Below are 20022 nucleotides of genomic sequence, written 5' to 3' on the forward strand. Positions count from 1 at the left end.
CTTTACCAGTAATACTGCAGCGATTTGCTCCAGCGGGTATCGGCGAACTCACCCTTCAACTGTTTGAACCAGGCCTTGCGTACGGCGGGAGCCACGTCCTTACCGTTGCAACTGTTGTAGCCCGAAGGTGCGTAGCAGTTGATCGCGCGAAACAGCGCATAGGCCTTGTCGTCACGAGCCGCCTTGGGGTTGGCGATGACCAGCTTGTAACCTTCGAGTCGGGAGAAGACCTCGCCGGCAAATCCTGGCGCAGTGCCGCCCAGGCTGTCGGCGTGACGCTTCTGGTCAAGTGGCATGCTGTCCAGCTGGTTGCGCAGCATGAACTCGCCCAGGCAGTTGAGGCCTTGCGGGTTCTTGTTGTCAGCCTGCAAGACCGCGGCTGTCTGGGCGATGCTCGGGCAGGTGTAGCCGGACTGGGCCTTGTCGCCTTGCCAGTGGAAAAGGGCGAGTTCCGGTCCCTTTTCGTACACATAACCCAGGCTGTAACCCAGCTTCTCGTCGGGAAGCGTGGCCGGCAGTCGCTTGAAGTCTTCGGCAAAGTCGGCGTAGCGGCTGCGCAGCAGGTCTTTGTAGAGCAGGACGAACAGCGCGGTGTTGCGTTCGGTGGCATCCGGGCCTTGAGTGATCTGCTGGCGCAGCAGATCCGCGTCGGCCACATGCCTGAGCAGGGTGTAGCGAACCTGTTGCGACTGAATCGGCGAGTCTGCCGCAAAGACACGGGCCAGTTGCTCATCCCGCTCGTAACTCATGGCCAGGGCCAGTTCCAGTTGTTCCCGTTGCAGCGGTTGTTTGGCCAGTGGCAACAGGTGTTCCCACAAGGCCTGGGCGGCTTTCCAGTCCTGTCTGGCTTGCAGTGCAAGGCCGCGCAGCATCTGCTGGCTGAAGCTCAAATAGTCGAGAGTGGCCGGTGGCTCATCTGGCAGCAGCGTCAGGGCTTTTGCCGGGTTGTCTTGGACATAGAAGGCAAATGCAGCCTGCAAGTACTCATACAAGGCTGGCTGTTCGGCAAAGATCGCTTTCTGCGCCTGCAGATCGGCTTCGGTCAATTGAGGCGTCGACTTTTCCCGCATCCACATCAGGTCATTGATGGCCATCAGCAAGGGCGTTTGTACGGCTTGCCGGTTGACGGTCAGCAGCTTGGTATCCACCTCGCTGACCAGATCATCCAGGGAAACATTGCGCTGCGTATCGCTGGTTTTTGTCAGTTGCAGGGCGAAGTCCCTGGCGAGTTTGTCGGCGTCATTGGCCAGCCAGTGCACGCGCCGCAGCAAGCCTTGGGCCGATGCGGCGTACTCGCCCTGGGGGTAGACCTGCAAGTAGTGCTCGAAGCTGCTTTCAGCCTGTTGCAGCCGAGCCTTGTCCAGTTGTTCCGTGGAGCGTTCGCCATACTCGTTGAAGGCGTTTTGCTGGGCATCGTTCAGCGCGGTGCGTGCGCTCATGTACAGCGCGGTCTGCTTGAGCCAGGGCTGTGTGCTGTCGGCAAGGGCCGCAAAGCCTTTTGCCGCCTCGGCGAAACGACCGCTGTAAAAGTCGCTGGCGGCTTGCAGATAAGTGGCGAACGCCTTGCCGGTGGCAGACTTCAGATCGCCGGGGAGCATGCCGGCCTGTTGGCTGGCGTCCCAGCCGCACACGGTCAGCAATTGCAGGCGCGCATTGGCCAGTGCGCGGCGCTCGGTGTCGCTCAGTTCCTGGCTGGCAATCAACTGCTCGACAAAGGCAGTGGCGCTGGTCTGGCCATTGCTGCGGCAGCGACTGCCTTCGCCTTGCAGAAACGCATCGCCAGCGCTTTCGCCGATGTCGTGCTTGATGCCCAGTTTGTCGAGCAGCGGGCTCAAGGTCGCGTTGACAGGTTGCTCTGCAGATTCAGCTTCGTCCTGAGTTTTCATTGCCCCCAGACGATAAAGAGGAAAGGGCACCGGGCCATAACCTTGGGCGAGATCGTCGTTGTTCAGTGCATGGGGTTGCAGTGCCAGCGCACCCTGATCGGCCAGCAAAAGGCGCAGATTGACCTGGCTGTCGTTACCGGGACTGAGAAAGGCCAGGTTGCTGCAGATGTCCAGACGTTCCTTGAGGATCGTCCAGTTCGGGTAACAGGAGTCATCACCGCTGGCCTGGGCCTGAGTGCAGAAAACAGAACCTACAGCAAGGGCCAGAGCAGTCAATAGCCGGGTGCGCATGGGGGGAGTCCTTGAGCCATGAGAGTGAGCGTTGGCAATCATACAGGCCAGGATGCCGCTGTGTTTGCGGTCTTTTCGTGACTGAAGTCGCGCTCATCAAACAAAACGTAAAACAATGAATTGAGAGGCCTTTCTGTAGGAGCGAATTTATTCGCGAGAGACCCGTGAAGCTGAAGAAAATCCATCGCCCCCAATGACGTCCCGCGAATAAGCGGAGCGCCGCCCGATTCCTACACAGCCCTGACGCGATCACACCATCCGCTTGAGCGTATTGTCCTTGCGCACGAAGTGATGCCAGATCGCAGCCGCTGCATGCAGGCCGATCACGTAGTAGAAGATCGACGCCAGCAGCTTGTGCAGGTCTTCGAACTGTTCGGCGACGCGCCCTGAGGTGGGGAAGGGCCAGGGGATCTGCAGTTCTGTCAGGGGTATCGGCAAGGCGCCTTTTTCAACCATCACCGTGAGCACGCCGAGCACCGGCTGGGCGAACAGGAATGCATACAGGGCATAGTGCGACACGGTCGACACCAGGCGCAGGGCACCCTCAAGAGGTGGAGTTATTTCCGGTGGTCGATTGCGACGACGTTCTGCCAGACGAAAGAAGGCCAGGGCCAATATCACGATGCCGACCCAGAAGTGGCTTTGCACGACGAAGGTCCGGTATTCCGATCCCTTGCCGAACTGGGTACGGCTGAGAATCAAGGCATAAGCCAGCACAATCAGGGCGGCTATGATCCAGTGCAGCCACTTGGCCTGTGAGGTATAGCGTTCAGACGACGGTAAATCCACGGTTGTGACCCTTGTCATGTTGTTCGCAAGCCAGCTTCCTGACACTTTTACAATCACTCCTGAGTAAAGCAAACCTCATGCCTTGAAGTTCAGGGTTTCTCGAGGGGATAACTGAACGTTCCACCGCTCTGTTCACAGTCATTTCTGGCCTGTGCCTGTTCCTTTATTTCGTAGTACCAGGTGACGACCTGTGCGCCATCCGGAACCTGAGCCGTGCCATCACCCGGCTCCTTGCTGGTCGAGCGCTCATTGGCCAGGGACTCCGTGGTCGCGGTTGCCCTGCACGACGCCACTGCGCCCTCGGGGCAGGTATCGACCTTGCGTTTTTCCTTGGGCGATGAGCCTTTGTCTTCGTTGCTGCATGACCAGTCAATGGCACCTTCGGGCATGCCTTTATATTCATAGCAGATGTGCGGCTGGACCACCGGAACTTGCGCGCTGGCAGGGCGTGTCACCACATCGCACGCTTGCCCCAGCGCCATCTCGCACAGCAGGCAGCCTGCCAGCGCCATAGCGGGTTTCACGCAGAGTCGCAGAGTCATTGTTGTTATCTCTCTTCACGTCTCAGGAACTGTCGATAGTGCGAATCACAAAGCCTGCATGAAGTTCATTCCGTGATGACGAGCGGCAGGCGGGCACGAGTTTGACAAATGACGGAACCTGCGCATTCGCCTGGCTTCATATGACTTGAATGTCGTGAAGGAGCGAGCCTTGACCAGTGCCAATCCCCCCTTGGGCAACATCACGCCGGTGTCAGCGAACATTTCATTGAATGTGCTGACCATGAACATGCATATGGGCTTCGGCATCTTCAACCGTCGTTTCATTCTGCCGGAGCTGCGCGAGGCGGTACGGAGTGTGTCCGCCGATATCGTGTTCCTGCAGGAAGTCCATGGCGAGCACCAGAGTCATGCCCGGCGGATCAAGGACTGGCCGACGATTTCGCAGTACGAGTTTCTGGCCGACAGCATGTGGAAGGACTTTGCCTATGGGCGCAACGCGGTGTACCCGGAAGGGGATCACGGCAACGCGCTGCTGTCCAAATACCCCATCGTCCAGCACGAAAACCTCGATATCTCCATTCACGGCACTGAAGAACGCGGGTTATTGCACTGCATCCTCGAGGTTCCGCATTACGGGCATGTTCATGCGGTCTGTGTGCACTTGGGGCTTTTTGAAAGTCACCGGCGACAACAGCTCAAGCTGCTGGCCGAATTGATGGAACGCTTGCCGGTCGGTGTGCCGGTGATTGTCGCCGGGGATTTCAACGATTGGCGTCAGCGCGCCGATGCGTTGTTGCAAGGTACCGGGCTGCATGAGGTCTTCGTCGAGCGTTTCGGCGCGCCGGCCAAGAGCTTTCCGGCCCGCTGGCCTCTGTTGAGGCTGGATCGGATTTACGTACGCAACGCGACCACACACAGGCCCAGAGTGCTGTCCAACCGGCCCTGGTCCCATCTTTCCGATCATGCACCCTTGGCGGTGGAGGTAACGTTATGAGCAACAATGCCAGGGAGCAGCAGGAGCAATGGCGCGACGGTAATTGCGTGGAGCTGTTGATCAACGGCGAGGATTTCTTTTCCCGGGTCTTCGAATGCATTCGTGCAGCCCGCAAGGAAGTGCTGGTCGAGACCTTTATCATTTTCGAGGACCGCATCGGCAAAGGCTTGCAAGAGGCTCTGATCGAGGCGGCGAACAATGGTGCGCGGGTCGTCGTCACAGTGGACGACTATGGCACTTCGGACCTGAGTTCCGGCTTTGTCAAAGCCATGATCGAGGCGGGTATCCAGATCCAGTTGTTCGATCCGCGCCCGCGCTTCATGGGGATGCGCACCAATCTGTTCCGGCGCCTGCATCGCAAGGTGGTGGTGATCGACGGTGAACTGGGGTTCATTGGCGGTATCAATTACAGCGTCGATCACATGACCGATACCGGGCTCACCGCCAAGCAGGACTATGCCGTGCTGGTCCGAGGCCCGATCCTCGCCGATATCCATCGCAGCGCGCTGCGCATGCTCAACCCGACGGTGCGCGCCACGCTGAAGCAGATTCCTCTGAAACTGAAATACGCCGGCAATGCCCGGATGATGCTGGCCGAACGCGACAACGGCAATCACACCACCGATATCGAAGAGCAGTACCTCAAGGCGATTCGGGGCGCGACCCAGCGAATCACCATTGCCAATGCCTACTTTTTCCCCAGCTATCGCTTCTTGCGCGAACTGCGCAATGCGTCACGGCGTGGGGTAAAGGTCACGCTGATTCTGCAGGGGCAGCCCGACATGCCGTTCGTGCGGGTCTGTTCACGGCTGACGTATACCTACCTGCTGCGTGATGGCGTGGTGATTCACGAATACAAGCAACGGGCATTGCACGGCAAGGTCGCGCTGATCGATCGGGAGTGGTCCACCATCGGCTCCAGCAATCTGGACCCGCTCAGTCTGGCGCTGAATCTTGAGGCCAACCTGTTCATTCGTGACCAGGACCTCAACCAGCGCCTGCATGAGCATCTGTGCGAACTCGCTGCTGCACATAGCACCCAGATCAATCTCAAGGGCGCGGCCCGTGGTCAGTGGTGGCGTGCGCCGATGATTTTTCTGTGCTTCCACTTCCTGCGGCATTTTCCGGCCATCGCCGGGTTGTTTCCGGTCCACGGCATGCGCCTCAAGCCCATCAGGGCAGGGGATGTGATGCCCGAGGCGCGTGTCATCGAGCAGCAGGCTCATCAGGATTTACGAGACAGGGAGCAATCGTCATGACTCAGGTCGCCCAGGCATCAGCCGATAATGGTCACGGGACCCGCTGGAAGTGGGCCAAGCGTGGCTTGAACCTGTTTTTCTTCATCGCCGTGCCGGTGTTGCTGTTCATGCTTGTCAAGAACCTCGACTGGCAGGAAGTCAGCCATGCCTTGCAGTCCTACAAACTCAGTACCCTGAGTATTGCGGTACTGGTAGCGCTGGTCAGTTACCTGACGTATTGCGGGTTCGACATCCTGGCGCGTTATTACACGGGCCATAAGCTGTCGATACAGCAGATCGTACCGGTGACGTTCGTCTGTTACGCCTTCAACCTCAACCTGAGTTCCTGGGTGGGCGGGATTGCCTTGCGCTATCGCCTGTATTCCCGGCTGGGGCTGGATGTGCCGACTATTACCCGGATTCTGAGCTTCAGTCTGATCACCAACTGGCTGGGCTACATGCTGCTGGCGGGAGCCGTGTTCTCGATGGGCTTTCCAAAGCTGCCCAAGGCCTGGGAGGTCGGTACGACGTCCTTGCAACTGATCGGCGTGGGTTTGCTGGTGCTGTGCTTTTCCTACCTGCTGGCGTGCCGCTTTTCCAAACGGCGCTCCTGGAAGCTGCGGGGGCAGGAAATCGTTCTGCCTTCCCTCGGGCAGGCGTTGATGCAGGCCGGCCTCGGGGCCTTGAACTGGTCGTTGATGGCGATGGTGATTTACACCCTGCTGCCGGATAACGCGTTCTATCCGGCGATATTGGGTGTGCTGTTGATCAGCAGTATTGCAGGTGTCATTACCCACATTCCGGCAGGGCTCGGGGTGCTGGAAACCGTGTTCATCACCTTGCTGGCCCAGGAGTTTTCCAAAGGCAGCCTGCTGGCGGGACTGATCGGCTACCGGGCCATTTATTTCCTGTTGCCTCTGCTGATTGCCCTGCTGGTGTATGTGGTGCTGGAGAAAAAAGCGAAGAAGCTCAGCGCAAAGAACCAGAAGCGGATGTGAAGGCGCACATGTCATGAAGTGGGAGGGGCCTTGGCCGCGACAGAATGTTTCAGGCGCTGAAGATGTATTGCCTGTAAGCAAGCCGTCGCGGCCAAGGCCCCTCCCACAGGGTTTGTAGTAACGGCTGTCTATCAGTGCCCCACGCCCTGACGCGCAAACATTTTCACCGCATCGACCGCATGGCTGGTGCCTTCGCTGATCTGGACGATCACCGAGCCGGCCTGATCGGCCAGGTCGACACCCTTGACGGCGTTGTTGCGGGTGTTCTCCATGCTGTCGATGGCCTGGCGGGTTTCGTTCTGGATCACGCCGATCATCTCCGAGATTTCGGCCGTGGAGCGGCTGGTGCGTCCGGCCAGTTGGCGAACTTCATCGGCCACCACCGCAAAACCGCGACCCTGATCACCGGCCCGTGCCGCTTCGATGGCCGCGTTCAGCGCCAGCAGGTTGGTCTGCTCGGCAATGCTGCGAATGGTGTTGACGATGGTGGTGATCTGCTCCGAACGTTCGCCCAACTGGGTGACGATGCGTGACGAGTCCTCGATGTTCACCGAGATCTGGCGCATTTCGGTCGCGGCCTGCTGAATCACCTGGGTGCCTTGTTCGGTGACTTTCCGGGTCTGTACCGAGATGTGATAGGCCTGCGCGGCACTGTCGCTATCACGTTCATGCTTTTCGACCCGGGCGGTGATGTCCGAAGCGAATTTTATGATTTTCCACAGCTTCCCGTCCGTGTCGTATACCGGGTTGTAACTGGCTTCCAGCCACACAATCTGCCCATGGCGGTTGACACGTTTGAACTGGCCGCTGAAAAACTCGCCCTTGTTCAGGCGTCTCCAGAAGTCGGCATATTCGCTGCTGCTGGTGATGTCCGGTGGGCACAACAGCTTGTGGCTCTTGCCGATCAAGTCTTTTTCGCTGTAACCCATCAGGCTCGTCAGGTTGCTGTTGGCGCAGAGGATCCGGCCTTCCAGATCGAACTCGATCACAGCCATGGCACGGTCGAGGGCCTGCAGCTTGTTTTTCGCTTCGCTGTCGGCCTGGACCTTGGCGGTGATGTCCAGCGCGTACTTGACGATTTTCACGGTCTTGCCCGATTCATCCTTGATCGGGTTGTAACTGGCTTCAAGCCATACGGTCTCGCCATTGCCGGCTACACGACGGAAAGTCGCGGAGACAAACTCTCCGGCTCTCAGGCGATTCCACAACTGGCTGTATTCCGGACTGCGAGCGTATTCGGGCGGGCAGAATTTGCGGTGCTCCTTGCCCAGCACGTCTTCGCGACGGTAATGCATGGTTTTCAGGAAGTTGTCATTGACTGTCAGCACGACACCATTGAGATCGAACTCAATGATGGCCATCGAACGATCAAGTGCTTTTAATAACCAGGCTTGTTGGTCAATGGTTTGCTGGAGGGCAATTAATTCTTTTTTTTTTGAATTAAATAGCATGGCGGCGTGGCTCAGGAGGAAGTTGCAATGAGGGTTCCCGTCCTTCGGCCTGCGGTGCGTAGGGCACTCGTGCGTATCCTTCTGCGATGATGGCACTATAGGTGGCACTTCGGGCGTTTGTACAACGGATTATGAAAAAAACATTCAGATGATAATGATGATCAACTTTGTAGCTAATACGAGTATTGTTTTGTGTTGGATCACTGAAAAGTTTGATTCAAACGAATGTGTCCCTGATTTCCGTGGCACCCATAAAAAACTGGCAGCCTCTTTATAAAGGCTGCGCCGAGAAAGATTGTTTCAGTCCTCGAACCCTGCCTGTTCATGAATTTCATCCACCTTCAATTCCAGGCGATAGGCCACGGCAATGAACAGTGCCTGACAAAGGCACAGTGTGGCGCTCAAGGAGCGGAAGGCGAACGAACTGCCTTCATTGACCAGCAGCACCGAATTGGCTCGTTTGGCCAGTGGCGAGAGGTTGCTGTCGGTGATGATCAGCGTCTTGGCCTGATTGTGCTGGGCAATGCGCAGGCAATGCTGGGTTTCCTTGCCGTAGGGCGTGAAGCTGATGGCAATGACCAGATCATTGGCCCGCACACTGCGCATCTGCTCCCGATAACTGCCGCCAAGGCCGGAAATAAGATGGATGCGCTTGTTGGTGTGTTGCAGGTTATAGACCAGATAATCGGCCACGGCGAAGGAGCGGCGCACGCCCACCACGTAGATATTGTCGGCGTTGACCACCAGATCCACGGCTTTCTCGAATTCGTCGTCGTCCAGGTCCGCGCCCAGTCGCTCCAGGCCCGACAAGGTGGCATTCACGCATTCACGAGCCAGATCGCCGCCGCGGGCTTTCTGGGATTTGTTGGCGATCATGTTGCGGATGCGTTGCTGGTAGTTCTGTACCGGCGTCGTCTTGTGGGTATAGGCCTCGCGGAACAGCGCCTGCATTTCACTGAAACCGCTGAAGCCGAAGCGCTGGGAAAAGCGCACGATGGCTGAAGGGTGAACTTCGCATTCCCGGGCGATATCGCTGATGCGATCGACCATGATCCGGTCGCTCTGCTGGCTCATGTAGCTGGCGATACGTTTGAGCTGACGTGGCAGGCCGTCATATTCATTGGTGATCAGCCGCAGCAGGCCCTCGGCACTGGTCGGTGGCGTATCGAGGCCTGTGTCCGGCAGGGACGGCTGCTCGGTGCTGTTCATATCTCAATCCTTTTTGCTTGTTCTTTAGGGCGCCACACGCTGTACGAAAATGGTCGAGTGTCGTTGATCGCGCATTGATCTGGCCGCTTTCGTACATAGCCATGAACTATATCTCACCTGTCAGCCAAGTGTGACAGCACTCCGCGCATCGCCATTGGAAAAAATATTCTACTTGAAAAAATTATAGAATAATTATTGATTGATCCTGCGGGACGTTTTAGGCTCTGTCCTACCAAAAGCATTTTGCGCATCAATGGCGTGACATGCAGGCTGATAAAAATAACAGGAGCCACCATGGGCCAGACTCGCTTTGTCAGTGGGCGTCAGTTGGATCTGATCTGCCTCGGACGCCTTGGCGTCGACCTCTACGCGCAGCAGGTTGGAGCGCGGCTGGAAGATGTCTCAAGCTTTGCCAAATACCTGGGCGGTTCGTCGGCGAACATCGCCTTCGGCACGGCTCGACTGGGCCTCAAATCGGCCATGCTCACCCGTGTTGGCGACGATCACATGGGGCGTTTCCTGGTTGAATCACTTGCGCGTGAAGGCTGTGATGTCAGCGCAATCAAGCGTGATCCCGAGCGTCTGACGGCCATGGTGCTGCTTGGGTTGAAAGATCGTGAAACATTTCCGTTGGTGTTCTACCGCGAAAACTGCGCCGATATGGCCTTGCGCGCCGAAGACATCGACGAAGCCCAGATTGCTTCAAGCAAGGCCCTGCTGATTACCGGCACGCATTTCTCCACCGAGCAGGTTTTCAAGGCCAGCAGTCAGGCACTGGATTACGCCGAAAAGCACAACGTCAGACGGGTTCTGGATATCGATTACCGGCCAGTCCTGTGGGGCCTGGCCGGCAAGGCCGATGGCGAAACCCGGTTTGTCGCCGATCAGCATGTCAGCCAGCATGTGCAGCGCATTCTGCCGCGTTTTGACCTGATCGTCGGCACCGAAGAAGAGTTTCTGATCGCGGGCGGGACCGAGGACTTGCTCGCTGCCTTGCGGGTGGTGCGTGGGCTGACGGCTGCGACTCTGGTGGTCAAGCTCGGGCCGCAGGGCTGTACCGTGATTCACGGTGCGATTCCGGCCCGCCTCGAAGACGGTGCCATTTATCCGGGCGTGCGGGTCGAAGTGCTCAATGTGCTGGGGGCCGGTGACGCTTTCATGTCTGGTTTCCTCAGCGGCTGGCTCAAGGATGCCAGTGACGAGCGCTGCTGCCAGTTGGCCAATGCCTGCGGCGGTCTGGTGGTGTCGCGCCATGCCTGCGCACCCGCCATGCCGACTCCGGCGGAACTGGATTATCTGTTCAACAGCCCGGTGCCGATCACCCGGCCGGATCGCGATGTTGTCCTGCAACGCCTGCATCAGGTCAGCGTGCCTCGCAAAGAGTGGAAGCAGTTGTTCATCTTTGCCTTCGATCATCGCGGGCAACTGGTGGAGCTGGCCCAGCAGGCCGGACGCGACCTTGGCAGCATCAGCGATCTCAAGCAACTCTTTATAACGGCTGTCGAGCGTGTCGAAGCTGATCTGCACAAGCGCGGTATCGAGGCTGATGTCGGTCTGCTTGCCGATCAGCGATTCGGTCAGGACTCACTCAACGCTGCCACCGGTCGCGACTGGTGGGTTGCCCGACCAGTGGAAGTGCAGGGCTCAAGGCCGTTGGCGTTCGAGCATGGCCGCTCCATTGGCAGCAATCTGTTGAGCTGGCCTCAGGAGCAGATCATCAAGTGTCTGGTGCAGTATCACCCTGACGACGAGCCGCTTCTGCGTCTTGAGCAGGAAGCCCAGATCAAAGGCTTGTACGAGGCCTCGCAAGTCAGTGGTCATGAGTTGCTGCTGGAAATCATCCCGCCCAAGGACCACCCGTCGACTCATCCCGACGTCATGTACCGTGCCCTCAAGCGCTTGTACAACCTGGGCATCTATCCTGCGTGGTGGAAGATCGAAGCGCAGAGTACCGAGGTCTGGCAGCAACTGGATGCCTTGATTCAGGAGCGCGATCCGTATTGCCGTGGCGTGGTGCTGCTGGGCCTCAATGCCCCGGTGGAAGAACTGGCCGTCGGCTTTGCCCAGGCGCGTCACAGCACCTCCTGCAAGGGGTTTGCCGTTGGCCGGACGATTTTCAGGGAGCCGAGTCGCGCCTGGATGGCCGGGGAAATCGACGACGCTACTCTGATAAATCAGGTGCAGAGTACGTTTATCTGGTTGATCGAGTCCTGGCGCGAAGCCCGCGCCTGACCCCATCCTCATTGACGCAGTGATAACAACAAGAAAGGTGCAGCCATGCCTGTTTCCGCATCCAACATCCGCATCGGCATCAATCCGATTTCCTGGAGCAACGACGACCTGCCGGCGCTGGGCGGCGAAACGCCGTTGAGCACTGCCCTGAGCGAGGGCAAGGAAATCGGCTACGAAGGTTTTGAACTCAACGGAAAGTTTCCCAAGGACGCCAAAGGGGTCGGTGATGTGCTGCGTCCTTATGGGCTGGCGCTGGTGTCGGGCTGGTATTCCAGCCGACTGGCACAGCGTTCGGTGGCCGAGGAAATCGAAGCCATTGCCTCCCATGTAGAACTGCTGGCGCAGAACGGTGCTTCGGTGCTGGTGTATGGCGAAGTGGCCGACTCCATTCAGGGGCAACGCATTCCTCTGGTCGAACGGCCCCGTTTCCACACCGATGCCGCCTGGCGTGAATATGCCGACAAGCTCACCGAACTGGCGCGTTTCACCCTTTCCCGGGGCGTGCGTCTTGCCTATCACCACCACATGGGCGCCTACGTCGAGTCGCCTCAGGACATTGATCGCCTGATGGAACTGACCGGTCCCGAAGTGGGCCTGCTGTTCGATTCGGGCCACTGCTACATGGGCGGTGGCGAACCCTTGCAGGTACTGAGCAAGCACATTGACCGCGTCTGTCATGTGCATTTCAAGGATGTGCGCAAGCCGGTCGTGCAACTGGCGCGCAACAATCTATGGAGTTTCCCGGACTGCATCGTCAACGGCACCTTTACCGTGCCCGGCGATGGCGATATTGATTTCTCGGCGCTGCTCAAGGTGCTGCTGCAGGCTGGTTATCAGGGCTGGCTGGTTGTCGAAGCCGAACAGGACCCTGCCGTCGCGCCCAGTTATGTCTACGCCAAAAAAGGCTATGACACGCTGCGCCAACTGTTGATGGATGCTCGATAACGGAGGACTGAACAATGAATCTGTTGACTAAAAGCAAGGCACAGGGGCGCGACATCGTCGAGTTGCAGGAGGGTGCGCTGGAATATGTAGGCTTCGCCGCGTATCGCCTGGAAACCGGCGAGCGTTTGTCCCTCAATGCCGAAGACAACGAATTGTGCGTGGTGCTGCTCACCGGCCATGCCAGTGTGAGCGGCGAAGCATTGGGGCAGGGCGCGTTCAGTTGGGAAAACATCGGCGACCGGCACTCGGTCTTTGAAGAGAAGTCGCCGTTTGCCGTGTACCTGCCGCCCCACAGCCAGGCACATTTCACGGCACTGGGGCCTGCGCAACTGGCGGTCTGCAAGGCCCCCGGCGACAGTTCCAAGCGTGCCCCGGCGCGCCTTATCACGCCGGACAGCATGAAGCGCAGCGTGCGCGGCAAAAACGCCAATACCCGTTATGTCTGCGACATCCTGCCGGATACGGAGCAGGCCCATTCGCTGCTGGTGGTGGAAGTGCGCACGCCATCCGGGCATTCCTCCAGCTATCCGCCCCACAAGCACGACATGGATAACCTGCCCCACGAGAGCTATCTCGAAGAAACCTATTACCACCAGGTCAACCCGCCACAGGGCTTCGTCTTCCAGCGGGTGTACACCGACGATCGCAGCATCGATCAGGCCATGGCCGTGGAAAACAACGATCTGGTGACCGTGCCCAAGGGCTATCACCCGGTCAGCGTGCCCTACGGCTACGAGTCTTATTACCTGAACGTGATGGCAGGCCCCAAGCGTGCCTGGCAGTTCAATAACGACCCGCAGCACAGCTGGTTGCTGGATCTTTAACCTCTTTCGATTTGGAGTCAGTCAGATGAGCGAGTCCCCGGTTATCGGCCATTACATCAACGGCCAGTTCAATAACGGTGATGGCGAGCGTTACAGCGATGTGTTCAATCCGGTCAGCGGCAAGGTTCAGGCGCGGGTTGCCCTGGCCAGCCTCAAGACCATCGACGAAGCGGTCGCCTCGGCCCAGGCAGCGTTTCCAGCCTGGGCCGATCAGTCGTCCCTGCGTCGTGCGCGGGTCATGTTCAAGTTCAAGGAGCTGCTGGACAGGCATCACGAAGAGCTGGCGCAGATCATTTGTCGCGAGCACGGCAAGGTGCTGTCCGATGCCCGTGGCGAGGTGGTACGTGGTATTGAAATCGTCGAGTTTGCCTGCGGTGCGCCGAGCCTGCTGAAAAGCGATTTCAGCGACAACATCGGCGGTGGCATCGACAACTGGAACTTGCGTCAGCCGCTGGGCGTCTGTGCCGGGGTTACGCCGTTCAACTTCCCGGTGATGGTGCCGCTGTGGATGATTCCCCTGGCACTGGTCACCGGCAACTGCTTCATCCTCAAGCCTTCGGAACGTGACCCTTCGGCGAGCCTGCTGATGGCGCGTCTGCTCAAGGAAGCCGGTTTGCCGGATGGCGTGTTCAGTGTTGTTCAGGGCGACAAGGTCGCCGTGGATGGCCTGCTGCAACATCCGGGCATCGAAGCGATTTCCTTTGTCGGCTCGACCCCGATTGCCGAATACATCCACCAGCAAGGCACTGCCCACGGCAAGCGTGTGCAGGCATTGGGTGGTGCCAAGAACCATATGATCGTGATGCCCGATGCCGACCTGGATCAGGCCGCCGATGCCTTGATCGGCGCAGCCTATGGCTCGGCGGGCGAGCGCTGCATGGCGATTTCCATTGCGGTGGTGGTGGGCGATGTCGGCCAGCAACTGATCGAAAAACTGCTGCCACGCATCGACCAGCTCAAGGTGGGTGATGGCATGCAGGCCGATTCGGACATGGGCCCGCTGGTCACTGCCGTGCACAAGGCCAAGGTCGAGGGTTATATCGACCAGGGCATCAAAGAGGGTGCGAAGCTGGTGGTCGACGGTCGCAACTTCAAGGTGCCGGGCGCCGAGCAGGGCTTCTTCGTCGGGGCGACGCTGTTCGATAACGTCACGCCCGAGATGCAGATCTACAAGGAAGAAATCTTCGGCCCGGTGCTGGGCATCGTTCATGTGCCGGATTTCGCCAGTGCCGTGGCGCTGATCAATGCCCATGAGTTCGGCAACGGCGTGTCGTGCTTCACCAGCGATGGTGGCGTGGCCCGTGCCTTTGCCCGCTCGATCAAGGTCGGCATGGTGGGCATCAACGTGCCGATTCCGGTGCCCATGGCCTGGCATTCCTTCGGTGGCTGGAAGCGTTCGCTGTTCGGCGATCACCATGCCTACGGCGAAGAGGGCCTGCGCTTCTACAGCCGCTACAAGAGTGTCATGCAACGCTGGCCGGACAGCATCGCCAAAGGTCCTGAATTCAGCATGCCAACCGCCAAGTAACCTTCAGACAATGGACTGTGGAGAACAATAACAATGAGTCAGCCTCTGCGCTTTGCCCTAAATCGTATGGTCGCCCCACGCCTGTCCCTGCCGGACTTTGTAGATCTGGCAGTGAAGCTTGGCGCCGACGCCATCGAAATTCGCAACGACCTCAAGGGTATCGAGATCGAAGACGGTACGTCGCCACAGACCGTCCGCGAGCTATGCGCTGCCAAGGGGGTTCGTGTGCTGTCGATCAATGCCTTGTACCCGTTCGATGTGTGGAATGACGAGCGTCGGGCTCAGGCCACGAAGCTGGCGCAATATGCCCGCGATTGCGGTGCCGAAGCGCTGGTGATGTGCCCGCTCAACGAACGTGCCGATGCGCGTAATGCCGCGCAGCGTGCCACGGGCTTGCGCACGGCCTTGACCGAGCTGGCTCCGATTCTGCGTGAGCACGGAATTCTCGGTTTCGTCGAGCCACTGGGTTTTGAAGAATGCGCGTTGCGCTTCAAGCGTCAGGCGGTGGATGCGATCAGAGGCGTTGGCGGGCTGGATGTGTATCGGCTGGTGCATGACACCTTCCATCACCATCTGGCGGGTGAGGTGGAGCTGTTCCCCGAACTCACCGGGCTGGTGCACATCTCCGGTGTCGAAGATACCCAGGCACCCCTCAACAGTATTCGTGACGGGCATCGGGTGCTGGTGGGCGAAGCGGACATTCTGGGTAATGCCAGTCAGATCGAACGGTTATTGGCCAGTGGCTACAACGGGCATCTGTCCTTCGAGCCCTTTGCCGAAAGCGTGCATGCCCTGGACAACATTCCCGAGGCTATCGAACAGAGCATGAGTCATTTGTCCCAGTGCTGCCTTCGCGGATAAATCCGCTTACAGACCGTGTGAAAACGTAGCGAGCGAAGGTCAGGCAAGGCGAAAACAGGCGAGGAAGCGGAGTTTACGTTTTGTAAATGAGCATTCCGAGCCTGTTTTCAACGCAGCATGACCGAGCACAGTAGTTTTCACACAGTCTGCACAGATGCGAAGAGACAACTCACAAAAACAAGGTGCAAGCATGAGTACAACCCGATTGACCATGGCCCAGGCGCTGGTGAAGTTTCTGGATAACCAGTATGTCGAAGTCGATGGCGTGCAGAGCAAGTTCGTTGCCGGGGTTTTCACCATCTTCGGCCATGGCAACGTGCTGGGGATCGGTCAGGCGCTGGAGCAGGACAGTGGCGATCTCGTGGTTCACCAGGGCCGTAACGAACAGGGCATGTGCCACGCCGCCATCGGTTTTGCCAAGCAGCATCTGCGGCGCAGGATCTACGCCTGCACGTCTTCGGTGGGGCCGGGTGCCGCCAACATGCTGACCGCTGCCGCGACCGCTTCGGCCAACCGTATTCCCTTGCTGTTGCTGCCCGGCGATGTCTACGCCAGCCGCCAGCCCGATCCGGTGTTGCAACAGATCGAGCAGTTCCATGACCTGAGCATCAGCACCAACGATGCTTTCAAGGCCGTCAGCAAATACTGGGATCGCATCAACCGTCCCGAACAACTGATGAGCGCTGCCCTCAGCGCCATGCGGGTGCTGACCGATCCGGCTGAAACCGGCGCCGTGACCCTGGCCCTGCCTCAGGATGTACAGGCCGAAGCCTACGATTACCCCGACAGCTTCCTGCAAAAACGTGTGCATCGCATCGACCGTCGCCCGCCAACCCGTGCCATGCTCGATGACGCGCTGGCGTTGCTCAAGGGCAAGCGCAAGCCGCTGCTGATTTGTGGCGGCGGGGTGCGTTATTCCGGTGCAGCCCAGGCCTTGCAGGATTTTGCAGAGCGTTTCGAGATTCCGTTCGCGGAAACCCAGGCCGGCAAGAGCGCCATTGTCTCGGCTCATCCCCTGAACATGGGTGGCATTGGGGAGACGGGCACGCTGGCGGCCAATCAGCTTGCCAAAGAAGCAGACCTGATCATTGGCGTCGGCACGCGCTACAGCGACTTCACCACCGCCTCGAAATGGCTGTTCCAGAATCCGGATGTGCAGTTTCTCAATCTCAACGTCGGTGCTTTCGACGTACAGAAGCTCGATGGTGTGCAGGTGCTGGCCGATGCCCGGGAAGCCTTGCAGGAACTGCTTCAGGGTTTGCAGACCAGCGACTATCGCGCGGCCTGGGGAGATGCTCCCGGGCGGGCGAAGCAGGAGCTGGAGGCCGAAGTCGATCGTATCTATGCCGCCGAATATCAGGCCATCGATTTCACGCCGGAAATCAATGACCACATGGACCCGGCCGTATTGCGCGAATTCATCGAAGTGACCGGTTCCTGCCTGACCCAGAGCGCTGTGCTGGGAGTGCTCAACCAGAGCCTGCCAGAAGACGCGGTCATCGTCGCCGCCGCTGGCAGTCTGCCCGGCGACCTGCAGCGTGCCTGGCGCAGTACCGGCGTCGATACCTACCACGTCGAGTATGGCTATTCCTGCATGGGCTACGAGGTCAATGCCGCACTGGGCGTCAAGCTGGCTGCGCCGCAGCGGGAAGTCTTCGCACTGGTAGGAGACGGCTCCTACATGATGCTGCACTCGGAACTGGCGACCTCGGTTCAGGAGCGACGCAAGATCAACGTCGTGCTGCTGGACAACATGACCTTCGGTTGCATCAACAACCTGCAAATGGGCAACGGCATGAACAGCTTCGGCACCGAGTTCCGTTTTCGTAACCCGGAAACCGGCCTGCTCGATGGCGACTTCGTGCCGGTGGACTTCGCCATGAGCGCAGCGGCCTATGGCTGCAAGACCTACAGGGTCAACACCCTTGAGCAACTGCGCGAGGCGCTGGCAGATGCGCAACGGCAGACCGTTTCGACGCTCATCGATATCAAAGTCCTGCCCAAGACCATGATCCACAACTACCTGTCCTGGTGGCGGGTGGGTGTTGCCGAGGTCTCCACCACCGGCACCACGGCCCAGGTGTACGAAAAGCTCAACAAGGAACTGGCCAAGGCCCGTCAATATTGATTGCGGTTATTCATTCGGAATGAATTCAACAGGAGCACTGCAATGGCTTTGAAATTAGGCGTAATCGGTACTGGCGCAATCGGTCGTGATCATATCCGGCGCTGCAGCAAGACCCTTCTCGGCAGTCAGGTGGTGGCCGTCACCGACATCAATCTCGAACAGGCGGCCACTGTGGTTCGTGAGCTGGATATCACGGCTGAAGTCTATGCCGATGGTCACGCCCTGATCGCCGCACCGGATGTGGAGGCGGTGCTGGTGACTTCATGGGGACCGACCCATGAAGAGTTCGTGCTGGCAGCGATTGCCGCAGGCAAACCGGTGTTCTGCGAGAAGCCTCTGGCGGTCACTGCCGAAGGTTGCCGTCGTATCGTCGATGCTGAAGTCGCGTTCGGCAAACGTCTGGTGCAGGTTGGGTTCATGCGTCCTTATGACGAAGGTTATCGTGCCCTGAAGTCGGTGATCGACAGTGGCAGGATCGGCGAGCCATTGATGCTGCACTGCGCTCACCGCAACCCGACCGTAGGCGAGAACTACAAGACCGACATGGCGATCACCGACACCCTGATCCACGAGATCGATGTGCTGCGCTGGCTGCTCGACGATGACTATGTTTCGGTGCAAGTGGTCTTCCCGCGCAAATCCTCCAAAGCGCTGGCGCATCTCAAGGATCCGCAGATCGTACTGCTGGAAACCGCCAAGGGAACCCGCATCGACGTCGAGGTCTTCGTCAATTGCCAGTACGGTTATGACATCCAGTGCGAAGTGGTCGGCGAGACCGGTATCGCCAGGCTGCCCGAGCCGTCGCAAGTCCAGTTGCGCAGCGAGGCCAAGCTGTCGAATGCCATCCTGATGGACTGGAAGGACCGTTTTATCGCGGCCTATGATGTCGAATTGCAGGCTTTCATCGATGGTGTGAATGCCGGTAAAGTCGGTGGTCCTTCAGCCTGGGATGGCTACGCGGCTGCGGTAACCGCCGATGCCTGTGTCGAGGCGCAGCGCAGTGGCGCGATCGTGCCGGTCAGCCTGGCCAGTCGTCCCGGGTTCTACGGCTGAAAGAGAGTTGTCAGCGACAGCAACGACAGGAGGACTTCATGCGAATAGGATTGGTGGGCTACGGAAAGGGCGGGCGTTACTTTCATGCCACGCTGCTTTCAAGTTTGCCCGATGCAACATTTGTGGGGGTCGTGACCCGCTCACCCGAGCGGCGGCAGGAAGTGGCCAACGATCACCCCGATGTCGCGACCTTCGATAGCCTGGCCGATCTGGTCGCATCCGGTGTCGATGCTGTCGTGATCTCCACGCCGCTGGCTTCCCGTCGCGCCCTGATACTCGAAGCCATCGAGCTGGGCGTGAACGTGGTCAGCGACAAGCCCTTTTCCGACAACGCCGCCCAGGCCCGTGAGTTTGTAGACGCGGCGAAGCGGCGGGGCGTGCAACTGAGCGTTTATCAGAACCGGCGTTGGGATTCGGACTTCCTGACCTTGCGCAAGCTGATCGACAACGACGTGCTGGGCTCCATCAGCCGTTTTGAATCCAGCATCGAACGCTATTCCCCCAGGTCGGTGGGCAAGACCAGTGGTGGCGGCCTGTTGCGTGATCTTGGCAGCCATCTGGTGGATCAGGCTCTGGTGCTGTTCGGCCCGGTCAGCCGGGTGTATGCCGAGTTGCAGTCCAGCACGCCCGATGCGCCGGACCATGCCTTCTTCATTTCCCTGACCCATGCCAGTGGTGTCGTCTCGCATTTGTCCGGTAGTTGTCTGCAAAACACGCCGAGGCCGCGCTTCAGGGTCAGTGGAACCCAGGGTTGCTACAGTGTCGAAGGCCTGGATGGTCAGGAAGAGGCCGCTCTGGCTGGTCTGACGCCCATGTCTGAAGGCGAGCGCTGGGGTGTCGAGGAGCACAGGCGCTGGGGCTGGTTCGAGCACGGCGACCACCGGGAGCGGGTTCCCTCGGAGCAGGGGTGCTGGCTGGAGTTCTATAAACAGTTGCAGGATTCCATCGACTCGGGCGGGCAGAATCCTGTGGATGCGAACGATGCAGTCGCGACTGCCGTGGTACTGGACGCTGCACGACTGAGTGCGCAGGAGGGACGAGTGATCGCCTTGTAAACAGCGCGTTTTTTTCAGGGTTACACGCAAGCCCCGG

Annotated in this window: 16 protein-coding genes and 1 pseudogene; 11 read left to right on the forward strand and 6 right to left on the reverse strand. The window is 58.9% G+C overall.

Translation table 11 applies throughout. From position 1 onward, the window contains the following. Positions 1-2 precede the first annotated feature (2 nt). The 3 genes from KQP88_RS08330 to KQP88_RS08340 all read right to left on the reverse strand — a co-directional run bounded on the left by KQP88_RS08330 (position 3) and on the right by KQP88_RS08340 (position 3508). Positions 3-2177, reverse strand: a complete 2175-nt coding sequence (locus KQP88_RS08330; RefSeq protein WP_216705368.1) for an outer membrane assembly lipoprotein YfiO — start codon at positions 2175-2177, stop codon at positions 3-5. Between the two features lie 249 nt (positions 2178-2426). After that, a complete protein-coding gene (locus KQP88_RS08335) occupies positions 2427-2966 on the reverse strand; it encodes a cytochrome b (protein ID WP_216705369.1) in 540 nt (179 codons plus the stop codon). A gap of 89 nt (positions 2967-3055) precedes the next feature. Continuing rightward, complete coding sequence (locus tag KQP88_RS08340; RefSeq protein WP_253950568.1) at positions 3056-3508, reverse strand: hypothetical protein; 453 nt, start codon at positions 3506-3508, stop codon at positions 3056-3058. A gap of 169 nt (positions 3509-3677) precedes the next feature. Between KQP88_RS08340 and KQP88_RS08345 the strand changes: the two genes are divergently transcribed. From KQP88_RS08345 to KQP88_RS08355, 3 genes are read left to right on the forward strand one after another with little or no spacing between them, the layout of a single operon-like run. Next, positions 3678-4463, forward strand: a complete 786-nt coding sequence (locus KQP88_RS08345; protein ID WP_200994059.1) for an endonuclease/exonuclease/phosphatase family protein — start codon at positions 3678-3680, stop codon at positions 4461-4463. After that, on the forward strand, positions 4460-5722 hold the full coding sequence (gene clsB, locus KQP88_RS08350; protein ID WP_216705370.1) for a cardiolipin synthase ClsB: 1263 nt from the start codon (positions 4460-4462) through the stop codon (positions 5720-5722). The genes KQP88_RS08345 and clsB overlap by 4 nt, the downstream gene beginning before the upstream one ends. Beyond that, entirely contained in the window at positions 5719-6699 is a 981-nt protein-coding gene (locus KQP88_RS08355; RefSeq protein ID WP_216705371.1) for a lysylphosphatidylglycerol synthase domain-containing protein, read from the forward strand. Before clsB ends, KQP88_RS08355 begins: the two co-directional genes overlap by 4 nt. Before the next feature lie 131 nt (positions 6700-6830). Here the strand turns inward: KQP88_RS08355 and KQP88_RS25555 are convergent, their stop codons facing one another. From KQP88_RS25555 to KQP88_RS08365, 3 genes and pseudogenes are all read right to left on the reverse strand, one after another. Then, complete coding sequence (locus KQP88_RS25555) at positions 6831-7289, reverse strand: methyl-accepting chemotaxis protein (protein ID WP_407681830.1); 459 nt, start codon at positions 7287-7289, stop codon at positions 6831-6833. An 87-nt stretch (positions 7290-7376) separates the two neighbouring features. Then, positions 7377-8150 (reverse strand): annotated as a pseudogene (locus KQP88_RS25560) (PAS domain-containing protein); the annotation flags it as partial. Between the two features lie 300 nt (positions 8151-8450). Continuing rightward, positions 8451-9359: a MurR/RpiR family transcriptional regulator gene (locus KQP88_RS08365; RefSeq protein WP_025259402.1), complete on the reverse strand. Its 909-nt coding sequence runs from the start codon at positions 9357-9359 to the stop codon at positions 8451-8453. Between the two features lie 294 nt (positions 9360-9653). Here KQP88_RS08365 and KQP88_RS08370 point away from each other — a divergent pair, with 294 nt between their 5' ends. From KQP88_RS08370 to KQP88_RS08405, 8 genes are all read left to right on the forward strand, one after another. Next, the gene (locus KQP88_RS08370) at positions 9654-11591 is read left to right on the forward strand and encodes a bifunctional 5-dehydro-2-deoxygluconokinase/5-dehydro-2-deoxyphosphogluconate aldolase (protein ID WP_200994055.1); all 1938 of its coding nucleotides are present in this window, start codon (positions 9654-9656) and stop codon (positions 11589-11591) included. A gap of 45 nt (positions 11592-11636) precedes the next feature. Beyond that, on the forward strand, positions 11637-12536 hold the full coding sequence (gene iolE, locus KQP88_RS08375) for a myo-inosose-2 dehydratase (RefSeq protein ID WP_216705373.1): 900 nt from the start codon (positions 11637-11639) through the stop codon (positions 12534-12536). Between the two features lie 14 nt (positions 12537-12550). Beyond that, positions 12551-13360 carry a 5-deoxy-glucuronate isomerase gene (iolB, locus tag KQP88_RS08380; RefSeq protein WP_025259405.1) on the forward strand — a complete coding sequence of 270 codons (810 nt, stop codon included), beginning with the start codon at positions 12551-12553 and terminating at the stop codon, positions 13358-13360. Positions 13361-13385: 25 nt separating this feature from the next. Then, the gene (locus KQP88_RS08385) at positions 13386-14888 is read left to right on the forward strand and encodes a CoA-acylating methylmalonate-semialdehyde dehydrogenase (protein WP_216705374.1); all 1503 of its coding nucleotides are present in this window, start codon (positions 13386-13388) and stop codon (positions 14886-14888) included. 33 nt (positions 14889-14921) lie between these two features. Then, positions 14922-15749, forward strand: a complete 828-nt coding sequence (locus tag KQP88_RS08390; protein ID WP_216705375.1) for a TIM barrel protein — start codon at positions 14922-14924, stop codon at positions 15747-15749. 190 nt (positions 15750-15939) lie between these two features. Continuing rightward, complete coding sequence (gene iolD, locus KQP88_RS08395) at positions 15940-17877, forward strand: 3D-(3,5/4)-trihydroxycyclohexane-1,2-dione acylhydrolase (decyclizing) (protein ID WP_216705376.1); 1938 nt, start codon at positions 15940-15942, stop codon at positions 17875-17877. A 42-nt stretch (positions 17878-17919) separates the two neighbouring features. Next, on the forward strand, positions 17920-18930 hold the full coding sequence (locus KQP88_RS08400; protein WP_198728311.1) for a Gfo/Idh/MocA family protein: 1011 nt from the start codon (positions 17920-17922) through the stop codon (positions 18928-18930). 38 nt (positions 18931-18968) lie between these two features. Further along, entirely contained in the window at positions 18969-19985 is a 1017-nt protein-coding gene (locus tag KQP88_RS08405) for a Gfo/Idh/MocA family protein (protein ID WP_216705377.1), read from the forward strand. Positions 19986-20022 lie beyond the last annotated feature (37 nt).

The organism is Pseudomonas lijiangensis, from assembly GCF_018968705.1.
Taxonomy (GTDB): domain Bacteria; phylum Pseudomonadota; class Gammaproteobacteria; order Pseudomonadales; family Pseudomonadaceae; genus Aquipseudomonas; species Aquipseudomonas lijiangensis.